This is a genomic window from Amycolatopsis saalfeldensis (genome assembly GCF_900110575.1).
In the GTDB taxonomy this organism is placed as follows: domain Bacteria; phylum Actinomycetota; class Actinomycetes; order Mycobacteriales; family Pseudonocardiaceae; genus Amycolatopsis; species Amycolatopsis saalfeldensis.
The window spans coordinates 33,761-48,665 of the sequence record NZ_FOEF01000007.1; the positions used below are offsets into that span (position 1 = coordinate 33,761).

The 14,905-nt window shown below is 71.0% G+C and carries 9 protein-coding genes; 1 reads left to right on the top strand and 8 read right to left on the bottom strand.

Annotated features, from left to right (window positions below):
• Positions 1-3: 3 nt before the first annotated feature.
• Genes BMY97_RS17690 through BMY97_RS17725 form a run of 8 tightly spaced genes read right to left on the bottom strand, consistent with a single transcriptional unit; the run spans position 4 to position 12,875 of the window.
• Positions 4-2,661: a non-ribosomal peptide synthetase gene (locus tag BMY97_RS17690; protein ID WP_218156797.1), complete on the bottom strand. Its 2,658-nt coding sequence runs from the start codon at positions 2,659-2,661 to the stop codon at positions 4-6.
• 12 nt (positions 2,662-2,673) lie between these two features.
• Complete coding sequence (locus BMY97_RS17695) at positions 2,674-3,498, bottom strand: SDR family oxidoreductase (protein WP_091617966.1); 825 nt, start codon at positions 3,496-3,498, stop codon at positions 2,674-2,676.
• Positions 3,499-3,511: 13 nt separating this feature from the next.
• Positions 3,512-4,204 (bottom strand): thioesterase II family protein, encoded by a 693-nt coding sequence (locus BMY97_RS17700; protein ID WP_091617967.1) that lies wholly within the window; start codon positions 4,202-4,204, stop codon positions 3,512-3,514.
• Between the two features lie 10 nt (positions 4,205-4,214).
• On the bottom strand, positions 4,215-4,934 hold the full coding sequence (locus BMY97_RS17705; protein ID WP_091618204.1) for an SDR family oxidoreductase: 720 nt from the start codon (positions 4,932-4,934) through the stop codon (positions 4,215-4,217).
• 32 nt (positions 4,935-4,966) lie between these two features.
• Complete coding sequence (locus BMY97_RS17710; RefSeq protein WP_091617968.1) at positions 4,967-6,214, bottom strand: cytochrome P450 family protein; 1,248 nt, start codon at positions 6,212-6,214, stop codon at positions 4,967-4,969.
• Positions 6,215-6,239: 25 nt separating this feature from the next.
• Positions 6,240-7,571 carry an MFS transporter gene (locus tag BMY97_RS17715; RefSeq protein ID WP_091617969.1) on the bottom strand — a complete coding sequence of 444 codons (1,332 nt, stop codon included), beginning with the start codon at positions 7,569-7,571 and terminating at the stop codon, positions 6,240-6,242.
• An 8-nt stretch (positions 7,572-7,579) separates the two neighbouring features.
• Entirely contained in the window at positions 7,580-11,179 is a 3,600-nt protein-coding gene (locus tag BMY97_RS49145) for a type I polyketide synthase (RefSeq protein ID WP_281246905.1), read from the bottom strand.
• Positions 11,180-11,225: 46 nt separating this feature from the next.
• The gene (locus tag BMY97_RS17725; RefSeq protein WP_091617970.1) at positions 11,226-12,875 is read right to left on the bottom strand and encodes a condensation domain-containing protein; all 1,650 of its coding nucleotides are present in this window, start codon (positions 12,873-12,875) and stop codon (positions 11,226-11,228) included.
• A 764-nt stretch (positions 12,876-13,639) separates the two neighbouring features.
• Between BMY97_RS17725 and BMY97_RS17730 the strand changes: the two genes are divergently transcribed.
• Positions 13,640-14,878, top strand: coding sequence for a cytochrome P450 (locus BMY97_RS17730; protein ID WP_091617971.1), 1,239 nt, complete (start codon positions 13,640-13,642; stop codon positions 14,876-14,878).
• Positions 14,879-14,905: the final 27 nt, after the last annotated feature.

Sequence of the window (14,905 nt, forward strand, 5' to 3'; positions counted from 1 at the left end):
AGGTCAGGCGGAGAGAGCCGAAAGCACCGAGCGGATCGTCGGGTTGCGGTACAGCTCACGCAGGTGCAGCGACGGCAGACCGCCCTCCCGCATGCGCGCCCCGATGCGGACCGCGAACAGGGAATTGCCGCCCAGCTCGAAGAAGTCGTCGTCCAGCCCGACCGGCACGCCGAGCACCGAGCCCCACACCTCGCGCAGCCGGGACGCCAGGCCGTCGCCGTCCGCGGGCGCTTCGACCGGGGCCGCCGGGGTCGCCGGCGCCGGCAGCTTCGCCGCGTCCAGCTTGCCGTTCGTGGTGAGCGGCAGCGAATCCAGCGCGGTCACCGAGGTCGGCACCATGTAGTCGGGCAGGATCTCGGCGGCCCGCTTTCGCACGCTCGACGTCGCACCGGGAACCCCCGCACTGCCGGCGGCCAGCACCACGTACGCGTCGAGCCGGACGGTGGCCGCGTCGTCCGGGTCGTTCCGCCGCACCACGACGGCCGCCGTGCGCACGTCCGGGTTCTCCAGGAGCACCGCGCGGATCTCGTCCAGCTCGATGCGGAACCCGCGCACCTTCACCTGGCTGTCGATGCGTCCCAGGTGTTCCAGCGCGCCGTCCGGCCGCAGCCGGCCGAGGTCGCCCGAGTGGTAGACCCGGCCGCCAGGCCGCACCGGGTCCTCGGTGAAGCGCTGGGCGGTCAGGTCGTCCTGGCCCAGGTAGCCGGAGGTCACCCCGGCACCGCCGACCCAGATCTCGCCCGCCACGCCCGGCGGCTGCAGCCGTCCCGACGGGTCCACGACGTACAGGTACCACCCGGGCAGAGCCGGTCCCACCGACCGCGACCCGGCCAGCGCGTGCCGCCGGGTGACCGTCTGGTGCGTGCTGTGCACGGTGGTTTCGGTGATGCCGAACATGTTCACCACGCGGCAGGCCGACCGTGTTGATGCGCTCTCGGCGGGAAAGCGTGCCTCGAGCTCGGGATGCGCGTCGAACCACGGCAGCAGCGCCCGCTGGTCCAGCGGTTCACCGGCGAACACCACGAGCCGCACCACCAGGTCCTGGTGGGGCACTTCGAGCAGCTGCGCGAACGCCGACGGGGTCTGGCTGAGCACCGTGACCCGCTCCGCCGCCAGCAGGTCGCGGAACTTCTCCGGTTCGCGGGAGACGAAGTAGGGCACCACGACCAGCCGGCCGCCGGTGAGCAGGCAGCCGAAGATCTCCCACACCGAAACGTCGAACGCGCTGGAGTGGAACAGGGACCAGACGTCCGACGAGCCGAGTGCGTACTCGTCGCGGGTCGCGTCCACCAACGCGATGACGTTGCGGTGTGGCACTACGACGCCCTTGGGCCGGCCCGTCGAGCCGGACGTGTAGATCACGTACGCGGGGTCGTCCGCGGACACCGAGCTGGTGACCGGTTCGGTCCCGGCCGCGATCACCTCGTCCGGGGTCACCGGGGACGCAGCGCCGGGGAGTTCGGGCAGCCGCGTGAGCACCAGCTCCAGGTCCGCGTTCTGCGCGGTGTAGGCCAGCCGTTCGGCCGGATAGGCCGGGTCGGTCGGCACGTAGGCGGCACCCGCCTTGAGCACGCCCAGCAGGGTGACGACGAGTTCGGCGGTGCGCTCCAGGCACACCCCGACGCGGTCACCGTCCGACACGCCCAGCGCGCGCAGCCCGCTCGCCACCGCGTCCGAACGCTCGTCGAGTTCTTGGTAGGTCAGGGAAACCTCGCCGTCGGTCAGCGCGACCAGCTCGGGGGTGCGGGCCGCGACCGCGCGGAACGCCGCGTCGATCCGGACCGGCGTGCTCGGCACCTCCTGGTCCGGGCGGCCCAGCGCGGCCACCCGCTCGCGTTCCGCCGCGTCCAGCAGCTCAATCGCGTCGACGGCCACGTCCGGGTTCGCCAGAACCTGGCGGTGCACGTGCGCGAGGTGCCGGGTGAACTGCCCGACCTGCGCGGGCGAGATCCGCCCGGCCTGGTGGTCGCAGCGCAACCGGACCGTGTCGCCCTGGCGCCACAACGAGAACGTCAACGGCAACGGCGGCGCCAGGCAGGGCCGGTACTCGTCGGCCCCGAAGTCCACATCGGACACCAGCAGCCCGGCGGCGGCCGGATCGTCCGTCGGTTCCGCGGGGGCGCCCGGCGTCACCCGCACCGCGCCCCGGTCGGTGCCGATGACCGCCCAGCCGGGCGAGTCGACCGAGGCGTAGCGCACCAGGGTGATCGCGAGCGCGGTGCGCCAGCTGTCCTCGGTTCCGCCTTCGGACAGCGGCAGGACCAGCTCGGCCGAACCCGCGTCCACGGGGTCGGCCGCCGAAGCCCAGTCGGGCACCGCGGCCGCCGCGACCGCCGAAACCTCGGTACCGGCGGGTTCCCCCGGTTCGGCGCCGGTCAGCGCGGCCGCCACCGCGCGCAGCCCGGCGGCGTCCAGGACTCCCCGGTCCGCCACCAGGACCAGGTCCGCGACCCGGTCCCGGTAACGCACCAGCGTGCACCGCAGACCGGTCGTCGCCCGGCTCATTTCGGCTTCACGCAACCGTTGTGCGACCGGCTCCGCCGAGCCGGCGGGTACGTCCTCCACCCACAGCCGGGACCGGCCGGGCGCGCTCGGCGCCTCCGGGCGGACCGCCTCGGCGAGCCGGACCCGCAGCGCGTGGCATCGGGCACCTGAAAACACATGTCCTCCTGGTCAGTGCGCGGTGAAGCCACCGTCGACGGTCACTACCGAGCCGGTCACCCGCGCCGAGTCGTCCGACGCGAGAAACACCACGGCCCCGGCCACGTCGCCGGGCTCGGTAAGCCGGTTCATCGGCTGCGCCTGGGTGAACGCGGCCACCTGCTCCTCCGCGGGGACGTCCAGCGCGCGAGCGATCTCCCGCAGCATCACGCCCTCGCCATCGGCGGTGTCCCGGACGTTGCCCGGGCACACCGCGTTCACCCGCACCTGCATCGGCGCGTAGTCCAGCGCCGCGGCCTTGGTCAGCCCGATCAGCCCGTGCTTGGCGGCCACGTACGCGGCGAAGTGCGGGTAGCCGACCAATCCGGCGGTGGCCGCGATGTTCACGATGCTGCCGGAGCGTTGCTCGCTCATGATCGTGGCGACCTCGCGGATCAGCCGCCACGGGCCGGTCAGGTCGACGTCGATCATCAGCGACCACTCGTCTTCGGTGATCTCGTGGACCCGCTTGCCCGCGGGCGCGGCGATGCCGGCGTTGTTCACCACCGTGTCGATCCGGCCGTAGCGCTCGACGGTCAGCTCCACCGCGTCCCGGACGGACCCGGTGTCGCGCACGTCCGCCTTCGCGGTGAGCACCGAAACGCCCCGGTCCCGGCACAGCGCGCCGGTGTGTTCCAGCTGGCTGGCCGACCCCAGCGGGTACGGCACGCCCGGCAGGTCCGAGCACGCGTCCAGCAGTACCAGGTCCGCGCCTTCCTCGGCGCAGGCGACCGCGGTGGCACGCCCTATCCCGCGGGCCGCCCCGGTGACGACGACGACCTTTCCGGTCAACCGCACGCGAATCCCCTTCTCAAACCGTGGTGTCGATCAGCTTCAGCAGGTCGGATGCCGACTCCGTCAGGTACATGTGGCCGCCGGGCAGCTCCACGTACTCGAAGCCGGCACCGGCCACTTCGGACCAGCGGGCGCCCTCGGCCGCGGTCACCAGCGTGTCCTCCGAACCGCGCAGCGACGTGATGGGCGCGGGCAGCCGCTCGCCGGTGCCCGGCCGGTAGTTCTCGTGCATCTCCACGTCGGCGCGCAGCGTCGGGAGGATCAGCTCGCGCATCTCCGGGTCCTCCATCGCCTCGTGGTGCACCCCGGCGAACTGCGACACCCTGGCGACGAACTCGTCGTCGGGCAGGCCGGTGGCCCGCTCCGCGCGCTGGGTGTGCGGTTCCAGCGCACCGCTGACGAACAGCCGGCGCAGCACCAGGTCCGGGTGCGCGGCGACCCGGTGGGCCAGCTCGTAGGCCAGCACCGCGCCCAGGCTGTGCCCGAACAGCACGACGTCGGTCAGGCCGTCGAGCTGGCTCACCAGATCCGGCAGCAGCCCGTCGGCCGCGACCACGGCGTCCCGGTACGGCTCGGCGTCGATCCGCCGCTCCCGGCCGGGCAGCTGCAGCGGCACGACGACCAGCCGGTCACCCGCGATTTCCTGCCATGGGTGGAAAAACGACGCTCCCGCGCCGGCGAACGGCAGGCACACCAGTCCGATCTTCATGTCGCCTCCCTCAGGCGGGCTGGCCGAGCGGCCGGATGATGATGGTGTTGACGTCCACGCCGTAGGGCTGGCTCAGCGCGTACACGATCGAGTCGGCGACCTGATCGGGCGTCAGCAGCAGGCCGAGCTCGCTCTTCTCGCCGCCGAAGTGCTCCACCCAGTCCTCCCAGAACGGCGTGTCGGTGCGCCCCGGCGAAACCAGCGTCACGCCGACGCCTTCCGTGGTGACGTGGCGGCGGGTGTTCTCGGCGAGGCCGGTGATCGCCCACTTGGTGATGCCGTAGATGTTGTCCGCGCCGAAGGCGTGCCCGGCGACGCTGCCGACGAACACGATGCGCCCCTTGGTTTCCTTCAGCGCGGACAGGGCGGCCCGGATCAGCAGGGCCGGTCCGAGCACGTTGGACAGGACCATGTCCTTCCAGCCGGCCGGGTCGCCGTCCGAAATGCCGTCGTGCGTGGCGTAGCCGGCGTTCGCGACCGCGGCGTCCAGCCGGCCGAAGCGCTCCAGGGTGGCGGACACCGCGGACTGGACGAAGTCCCAGTCCCCGGCGTCGCCCTGGAGCGTCAGCAGCCCGTCCGGCTCCCCGACCTCTTTCGCGAAGCGGTCGAGGCGCTCCTGACCGCGTCCGACGATGGCCACCCGCTGCCCCTTTTCGAGCAGCTGCCGGGCAGTGGCGGCTCCGATGCCGCTGCCACCGCCGGTGATCAGCGTGACGGGAGTGTCGGTCATGTAGCGCTCCAAGAAGGTCGTTCAGCCGGGAACTAGCGGGGCAGCTTCGTGGTGTAGGTGACCGGCAGGCGGGTGACGCCGCGGCCGACCGAGTTGTCGTAGAGCCACTCGAGCTGGTCGGGCGGCACCGCGAGCTTCAGGTCCGGGAGCCGGCGCAACAGGGTGTTGAACGCGATCTCGGCCTCGATCCGGGAAAGCGGCGAACCCGGGCAGAAGTGCGCGCCGTGGCCGAAGGAGAAGTGCCGGTTGCCGGTGCGGGTGATGTCCAGGCGATCCGGGTCCTCGAACACCTTCGGGTCGCGGTTCGCGGAGCTGATCATCAGGTGCACGAACGCTTCCTTGCCGATGCGCACCCCGGCCAGTTCCGTGTCCTCGGCCGCCAGGCGCAGCGTGCCGCGGTAGACCGGCGGCTGGTAGCGCAGGATCTCCTCGACCGCGCTCGGCGCGAGGCCCGGGTCGTTGCGCAGCAGCTCCAGCTGGTCCGGGTGGGCGAACAGCGCCTCCATGCCGTTGCTGATGGTGAACGCCGTGGTCTTGTGCCCCGCGTTGATCAGCAGGACCATCGTGGACACGATTTCGTCGTTGGTGAACCGGCCGTCCTCGTCCGCGGCGCGGATCAGGGTGCTGACCAGGTCTTCGCCCAGCTCGGCGCGGCGCGCTTCCAGCAGCTCCTTCAGATACTGCTCGATGCTGTCGCTGGCCCACTTGAGGCGGGCGTTCTCCTCCTCGGTCGCGTACGGCGCGCCGCTGAGCAGCAGGCCCCACTCGTGCAGCTTCGCCCGGTCCTCGTACGGCACCCCGAGGAACTCGCAGATCACCTTGAGCGGCAAGGACAACGCGAACTCGTCGAACAGGTCGACCTCGGGCCCGAAGCCGTCGATCAGGTCGTCGGTGGTCTTCTGGATGTCCGGCCGCAGCCGCTGCATCTTGCGCGGGGTGAACGCCTGCGCCACCAGCTTGCGCAGCCGGGTGTGCCGCGGGGCGTCCGCGGTGAGCATGTTGCGGATCAGCGTCGGGCTGGAGTCCTTCAGCAGGTCCTGCCACCACTCCGGCGCGTTGTCCACGCTCTTCGAGATCCGCGGGTCGTCGAACAGCCCGCTGACCGTCTCGTAGTCCATGACGACGTACGCCTCGGCGCCGACCGGGTGGTTGACCTGGTGCACCGGTCCCTTCGAGCGAAGTTCGGCGTTGTCGGCGTGCTTGTTGGGGTACGCCGACTCGGTGAAGTACTCCGGAGGGAGCTTTTCGTAGTCGACACCCGGCTGCGCTTCGGTGCTCATTGGTTTCCATCTCCTCCGACGACGGTCATACGGCGACGGCTTCGGGAGCCGGCAGAGTGCGGATGCGCTTGGTCAGGGTCGGCAGCGCGGCCACCCCCGAGATCGCGCACATCGTGATGAACACCCAGGTCGAGCCGGCCAGGTTGAAGATCAGGCCGACCAGGAAGACGCCGATCGGCGCCGCGCTCATGGACATGAAGAACACCGCGCCGAGCACGCGGCCCTGGAGCTTGTCCGGGGCAACGGCGGCGAGGTACGACAGGAACACGGTGCTGATGATCGGGCCGCGGATGAACACCAGCGTCACGATGAAGCCCAGCGGGATCACGCCCGGCGTGACCGCGAGCAGGATCGCGACCACCGGGCCGATCCACGCGCCCCACAGCACGATCGTCGACGGCTTGAACTTCTTGAAGACCCACCCGGCGGCCATCGAGCCGACCAGTCCGCCGACCCCCGCGACGGCGAGGGTGACGCCGATGAACGAGGACGAGGCGCCCCGGCCCTCCGCGGTGGCGATCAGCGCGAGGAACACGCCGGAGTGGGTGAACGCCATGTTCGAGCCCATGATCCAGATGATCAGCGGGCGCAGGATCGGGTGCTTGAACAGGAACCGGAAGCCCTCGGCGGTGCCGCCCTTTTCCTTGGCCGCGCGGCTTTCCTCGTTCTGCATCGGCTTGCGCACGAACAGCAGGAGCACCGAGGAGATGAGGAACGACACCGCGGCCGCCAGGTACGGGAACGCCCGCGCCACCCCGAAGAGCGCACCGCCGATCGGCGGGCCGACCAGGGTGGCGCCGAAGTACCGGACCTGGTTCTGCGCGGTGGCGTCGGTCAGCTGGGACGGCGGTACCAGCGCCTTGATCGCGGCCACCCCGGCGGGCTGCCCGATGCCGAAGCAGATCGACGAGCACAGCGCGATCCCGAAGATCACCGGCATGCTCGCGTTCTGGGTGAAGATCAGCACGCTGAACAACCCCAGCAGCACGACCCGGATCAGGTTGCAGGCCATCAGGAACAGCTTGCGGTCCAGCCGGTCGGCGAGGGTGCCGCCGGGGATGGACATCAGGCTCGCCACGATCAGCTGCATCGAGCCGACCGCCCCCGCGTACACCGTCGACCCGGTGGTGGCCAGGATCAGCAGCGGGTACGCGATCTCCGCGGTCTCCTTGGCGATCGCGGCGAACGCCTCACTGGTCCAGAGCGCCTGGAAGCTCCAGTTCTTGATCAGCGGCGTCTCCGGGGTCTCCGGCACCGCTGTCTCCGGCGCCGCCGCGTCCGGTTCGGACAGAGCCTCGGGCGGGCCCGCGTCGAGCTCTTGCGTGCTCGTGCCGCGCTCACGCGGTTCAGTGGACATCCACGACCTCAATCCTTCTCCGGCACGGGGCCGGCCAACGTGGTCAGCAGGTCTTCGGCGAGTCGGTGCACGTGCGGTTCGGCCAGCACCGACCAGTGGTTCCCCGGCACCGGGATCACGCGGACGCCGCCGTACAGCGGGGCCAGCCGGGTGGCGAGCTTCGCCGCCCCGCGCTCGTCCAGGTCCGTCTTGAACACCACCGCCGGGCAGTCCACCGCTCGCGGCCGGTACGGCAGCATCGTGCGCGCCTTGTTCAGGAACAGCTTGTGCAGCGCGGGGTTGCGCCGCATCTGCCGGCCGACCTCGCCGAGGCTCAGCACGCCGGCCACCTGGAAGTAGGCGTGGCTGTACAGGAATTCGGGGTCGAACCCGATCGGCAGGCCGCGCCGGCCCGGCATGAACGCGTCGATGCACAGCAGCACGTCGACGACTTCGCCGCGCTCGACGAGCAGCCGGGCCATCTCGTGCGCCACCACCGCTCCGAACGACCAGCCGCCCAGCGTGTACGGGCCTTCCGGCTGGATGCCGAGCACCGCGTCCACGTGGTGCGCCGCCACCTGCGCCACCGACTTGTGCGCCTGGCCCGCCGGGTCGGGCTCCAGCCCGTACACCGGGCGGTCCGCGGCGAGCCGGTCGGCCAGCGGTTGATAGCTGAGCGCGGTGCCGGCGGCGTCGGCGGCCAGGAACAGCGGGCGGCCCGGGCCCTCCCGCAGCCGCACGGCGTTCACCGGCGCGCGCTGGGCCGCCACCGCCGGCCGGTCCCGCTCGGCCAGCTCGACCAGGCGCCCGAACGTGGGCTCGCGGGAGAACTCGGCCAGTGACACCGCGAGCCCGGACTGGTTCCGCAGCCTGCTCATCATGCTCAACGCCATCACCGACTCGCCGCCCAAGGCGTAGAAGTGGTCCGCGTCGGAGGCCGGTGGCTGTCCCAGCGCAGTGGACCACACCCGCTCCAGCGCCGGCCGCACCGAGCCCTCGACGGGCGCCGGGTGCGTCTTCGCCCGGGTGGTGGTCCGCACCGGCTGGTCGCCGTTCGGGTCCTGGCCGAGGAACGGATGCGGCGGCAGGGATCGGCGCACCAGGGATTCGGTGCCCGCCAGCACGGTCTCGCCCAGCACGTCCACGCCGCGTTCCCACAGCGCGCCCAGTGCCCGCAGCAGGCCCAGGTCGCCGTCCTCGGCCCGGCCCAGCAGCGGGAGCCCGGTGTGCGTGTCGTCCCAGCGCTCGTTCCAGCGCACCGTGCCCAGCATCGAACCGCCGGGGCCGAGCTCGAGGAAGGTGACGGCGCCGGCGTCCAGCAAGGTCGCCACCCCGGCGTCCAGCAGCACCGGCCGGGTGAACTGCGCGGCCCAGTAGTCCGAGCCGGCGACCGCCGCCGGGTCGGCCCACGTGCCCGTGCTGTCGGACACCAGCGGCAGCGCCGGCGGCGAGACCTCAGTTTCCGCGATGGCCTTGTGCAGGAACCGCGCCGCCGGCTCCAGCAACGCGCAGTGTCCCGGCCGGTCCACGGCCAGCATCCGCACGTCCAATCCGGACAGCGCGTCCCCGGCCAGCAGTTCGTCCACATCGGACTCGAGGCCGGACAGCACCACACCGCCGCGGCTGATCACCGACACCTTGACCGGGTGGTCCGCGCCGATCCGGCGCCGGATCTCGTCGGCGGTGCCGTTCACCGCGAGCATGCGGCCGGGAGGCGCCTCGGCCCACGCGACGCGCGCCCGCTCGTGCACCACGGCAGCGGCATCGGCGAGCGACCACACCCCGGCCAGGGTGGCCGGTGCGAACTCGCCGATGCTGTTGCCGAACATGCCGACGGGGGTGATGCCCCAGTCCATGAGCTGACGGCCCAGCGCGTAGCCCAGCGCCCACAGGCCGAGCTGCTGGTTGATGCCGTCGTCGAACCACTCGGGCCCGCCGTCGGCCTCGGCCACCACCGGCGTCAGGTCGACGCCGTGCCGCTCGCGCACGACGTCCCGGACCTCGTCGAACCGGCGGCGGAAACCGGGCAGCAGCCGATAGGCGGGCGCGCCCGCGTTGTACCGCAGGGTGCCGTGCCCCGGGAACAGGAACGCCACCTTGCCCAGCGGGCGCGGTGACACCGGGTCGCCCGCGGCGGCCAGCTGGGCGCGGGCGTGCGCCGGATCGGACACCGCGATCGCCTGCTTGTGCGGGTGGACGCGGCGGCCGGCCAAGCTGCGAGCCACCGCATGCAAGTCCGTTTCCGCTTGCACCGCAACGGAAAGGTCCGCGCGCAGCCGGCTGAGCGCGGCCGGGGTCGCGGCCGACAGCGGCAGCAGTGTCCCGCCCGGTCGCGGCGCGGCGTGCTCACGCGCCGGCGGCCCCTGCAGGACGGCGTGGGCGTTCGTGCCGCCGACGCCGAACGAGCTCACCGCCGCCAGCCGGGTGCCACGGTCCGGCCAGGGCGCGTGCGCGGTGGCGACCCGGAACGGCGAGTCCGCCAGGTCCAGCAGCGGGTTCGGCTGGTCGAAGTGCAGGCTGGGCACCACTTCGCCGTGTTCGAGCATCAGCACGGTCTTGATGAACGCGGCCACGCCCGCCGCCGCGCTGGTGTGGCCGAGGTTGCCCTTCACCCCGCCCAGCAGGCAGAAGCCGGCGTCGGCGGTGGACATGCGGAACGCCTCGGTCAGCGCGTGCACCTCGACGGGATCACCGATCGGGGTCGCGGTGCCGTGCGCCTCGACGTAGTCGATGTCGGCCGCTTCGACGCCCGCGAGCTTCTGCGCGTAGCGGATGACGTCCCGCTGACCGGGAATGGACGGCGTGGTGTAGCCCATCTTCTCCGCGCCGTCGTTGTTCAGCGCCGAGCCGAGCACCACCGCCGCGATCCGGTCGCCGTCGGCCAGCGCGTCCTCGAGCCGCTTGAGGACCACCACGCCGACGCCCTCGCTCGGCACGGTGCCGGTGGCGGACGCGTCGAACGGGCGGCAGTACCCGTCCGCGGACAGCGGGCCGCCCGGCTCGTGCCAGTAGCCCCACTCGCCCTTCGGGGCCACCGCGACCCCGCCCGCCAGCGCCGCGTCGCACTCCCGGTTCAGCAGGCTCTGCACCGCCATGTGGACCGCGACCAGCGACGTGGAGCACGACGTCTGCACGGTCAGCGCCGGGCCGCGCAGCCCGAGCTTGTAGGCGACGCGGGTGGCGACGTGGTCCTTCTCCATGCCGAGCATGTGGTCCAGCGGGTTCAGGTCCAGCCCGGCGCCGGTCTGGGTCCGGTCGGCGCCCGCGTACACCCCGATCCAGCCGTCGAAGCGGGCGGGATCCAGGCCGGCGTCGTCCAGCGCGGACGCGGCCGCCTCCAGGAAGACCCGTTGCTGCGGATCGATTCGCGCGGCCTCGGCACGGCCGTAGCCGAAGAACGACCAGTCGAAGTTCGCCGAGTCCTTCATGACGCCCTTGGCGGGCACGAAGTTCGGCTGCCGCACGTCGTCCGGGTCGGCGCCCTTCGTGCGCACGAGGTCTTCGACGTCGAACCGGGTGATGCCCTCGACGCCGTCGCGGAGCAGTTCCCAGTACTCCCCGATATTTCCGGCGCCGGGCAAGCGGCACGCCATCCCGACGACAGCGACCGCGTTCTCCGTGGTGGTCAACGCGTTCCTTCCCGCTCCGGTGTGCTGGTGAACCCGGCGAGGCCGGTCAACTGCGCTGGTCGCCGGTGCGTCGTTCGCGCACCGCGCCCAGCATGCGGTCGCGACTGCTGCCGCGGCCCGCGGTCGCGGCCTCCACGGGGGCGGCCAGCAGCTCCGCCTGCCCGCGTACGGTCCCGGCGCGGAAGAGGTCGACGGTGCGCAGCATCCGCCCGGACGCCTGGCTCAGCCGCTCCACGAGGACGACCAGCCGCAGCGAGTCGCCGCCCGCGTCGAAGAAGCTGACGTCGTCGCCGATCTGATCGGTCTTGAGGACTTCCTGCCAGATGGACCGGACGAGGCCCAGCCGCGCGGCGGGGTTGTCCAGCTCGGCCTGGTTCAGCACGTTTTCCTCCGAATTGTGTGCGATGGCGGCGGCGCTGCGGTGCAGCGCCGCCAGGAACTCGGTGGTGGTGGCCGGGGTGAACAGGTCCGCGGGGTGGTTCAGGGAAAGCCGGAGCCGGTCCCGCCCAGTGGTCTGGTCCACGCCCACGAACAGCGCCAGATCCCATTTGCTGTACTCCGGACGCAGCGGCTGGTAGTGGCCGGCCACATCGGGGGCGAGCACCAGCGGATCCGCCGTCTCGGCCAGGTTGACCAGCACGGGGGTCATCGGAGGACGGGCCATGTCGCGCCCCGGGTCCAGCGCGGCGGCGATCGCGTCCAGCGGCACGTCCGAGTCGATGAACGTCTCCATGCCCGCGACGCGCGCGGTCCGCAGCAGCTCCCGCCACGAGGTGCCGGCGTCGAGCTGGACGCGCAGCACCAGCGTGGTCATGAACATCCCGATCACGTCCGCGGCCGCCGGGTCGTCCCGGCCGGGCCAGACGACCGAGAACAGGAAGTCGGTCTGCCCGGTGGTCCGCGCGAAGGTGCCGGCCAGCAGCGCCACGCCGGTCATGAAGACGGTGCAGCCCTCCTGCCCGGCCACTGCCAGCACGGCCTCCGAGACGTCGGCGTCGAGCAGGATGCCCGCGGTGGCACCGATCAGCGACAGCTCGGGGTCGTCCGGGTCGCCGTCGTAGGGCAGCGCCACCGTGGTCGGCGCGCCGCGCAGCCGTTCCACCACGTCCGCGACCCGCCCGGGGTGCCCGTCGTCGGGCCCGCCCTGCACTTGCGACGGGTGCGGCGGGGTGGACAGCTCCGGCTCCGCACCGCGGGCGAGCGCCCGGTAGGTCGTGCCGATCTCGTCCACCAGGAGCTGCCGGGACACCCCGTCGAAGACGATGTGGTGCACGGTGAGCACCAGGAGCGTGCGGTCGGGGGCGACGCGGATCACCTCGGCCCGCGCCGGGGCCTCTTCGCCCAGCTCGAACGGCGTGTAGCACAGTGCTTCCACGAAGCGCTCGACCTCGTCGGCGGCCCAGCCGTCGGCGACCGCGTCGGTGAAGCCGACCTCGGGCGCGGAGGTGTCGGTGCAGTACTCGACGCGGAGCGCCGCGGGGTCCAGCCGGAACCGCGAGCGCAGGGCGGGATGGCGGCCCATTGCGCGTTCGACGGCTGAAGTCAGCAATTCATGATCGAGCCGCCCGGTCAATTCCAGGACGCTCGGGAGCAGGTAGCTGGGACGCAGCCGTTCGATGCGATCGAGGATCCAGAGACCTTGCTGGGTGGGTGTCGCCGGGTACCAGATGCCTTGTGCGGCAGGGGAATCAGTCATCGATGCCGGACCCCGCTCATACCGCCGAGAGAGCACCGCAGCGACGCCAGGGCGTGCGCATTAGGAAACGATCGCATGAACAAAGGCCCCCAAGAGAATTTTGCCTGAACGGAAGTAGACCCCAGCGTTACTCCGTAGCCCCCGCAGTGGTTCACACCAACTGTTCAATCAAGCTATAGCAGGGCACTGAGGCCCGTCAAGCGAAAAACACTGCGCGAATTTCCCCATCCAACAGGAACCCGTTCCGCGATTATTCCTGGATTATTCCCGTCCATAATGTCCAATTTTCGTCTACATTGGTCCATTGCGGCCGGCTACCGGACAGGTAGGTTGACGCTTTCGCGAACCTGGTGTTTAACTGGCAGCGAGCACACGCAAGACCGGGGGATGCTTGGGGGGTGAACTGCTGGTGCCTGGCCGCGAGAGCGACGGATTTCCGTTTGGACCAACCGTCGTTGGGCCGAATGCGCCAGTGGGCAGGTCACTACGGTCGGCAGCCGATCGATTGTCCTGACCAGCGGTGATACCGCTCTTTCTTCTTCGGCCGCGGCAATGACGCCGCACATTCCACGATGTGGTCGGTCGTTTGTTTGTACCGGAATGCGGCTGGTCCATATGGGCGACTCGTGAACTGACCTCATACGGAATGATCTACTCGTGTGCGCGACTTACCCGGCCGCCCATATTCCGGATCAATACCCGTCCGCCCGCCGATCAGGAGTCTGCCGGATGGCTCGCTCCCCGAAACGATGAGGACACCGGCCATGCCCCTCCACGACGCAACCCTTTCCGGCTGCCCGGTGCACGCGGTCGACACCGATCTGGTGGACCCGCGCCTGTACAGCGACGGCAACGCGCACGAAGTGTGGCGGGAGCTGCAAGCGCAAGACGGGCTGAGCTGGCACCAGGTCGACGATCAACGCGGCTTCTGGTCGGTGGTGCACTTCGCGGAAACCGACTACGTGCTGCGCAACACCACGCTGTTCACCTCGGAGCGCGGCACCATGCTGGAGCTGCTCGGCATGGACGACCCGGCCGGCGGGCAGCAGCTCGCGGTCACCGACCCGCCGCGGCACACGATCATGCAGGCGCGGCTGAAGAAGGCCCTCGCGGTCAAGGCGGTCGACCGGCAGCGCGAGATGATCCGCGAGCTGGTCTCGGAGCTGATCGAGCCGATCGGTGACGGCGGCGTGTTCGACTGGGGCCAGGCGATGCTGGTGATGCCGATGTCGGTCACCGGGACGATGATGGGGCTGCCGCCGGAGGACTGGCCGTGGCTGAGCAGGCTCACCACGATCTGCATCGCCGCCGACGACCCCGAGTACCAGGACGAGGGCAGCCGGTCCGCGACGCTGGAGATGGCGCACCGCGAGCTGTTCGCCTACTTCCAGGACCTCGTGCGGTTCCGCCGCGACAACGTCGGCGACGACCTGATCAGCACGCTGATCAAGACCCGGTTCGACGGCAGGCACATGTCGCCCGGCGAGATCGTGTCGAACTGCTACAGCCTGCTGCTCGGCGCGAACGTGACCACGCCGCACGCGCCGACCTTCGTGATGGCCGAGTTCATCGACTCCGACGTGCTGCCCCAGTGGGCGGCCGACCCGGAGGTGGGCACCACCGCGGTGGAAGAGGCGCTGCGCTGGGCGTCCCCGGTGAACCACATGCTGCGCTACGCCACCGAGGACGTGGTCGTGCGGGGCACCACGATCGCGGCCGGCGACGCCGTGGTGGTGTGGATCGGCGCGGCCAACCGGGACGAGACCGAGTTCCCCGACGCCCGGACCTTCGACATCCGCCGCAAGCCGAACAAGCACCTCGCGTTCGGCATCGGCCCGCACTACTGCGTCGGGCACAGCGTCGCGCGGATCACCCTTCGCACCCTCTTCGAGGAGCTTTTGGCGCGGTACAAGGACTTCGAATCCGCCGGCACCCCCGAACGGCTGATTTCCAACTTCGTGTCCGGCTACAAGCACGTGCCGATCACCGCGAAGCGCCGCTGACGTCGTGGTCCGCAGTCCCATTCACTG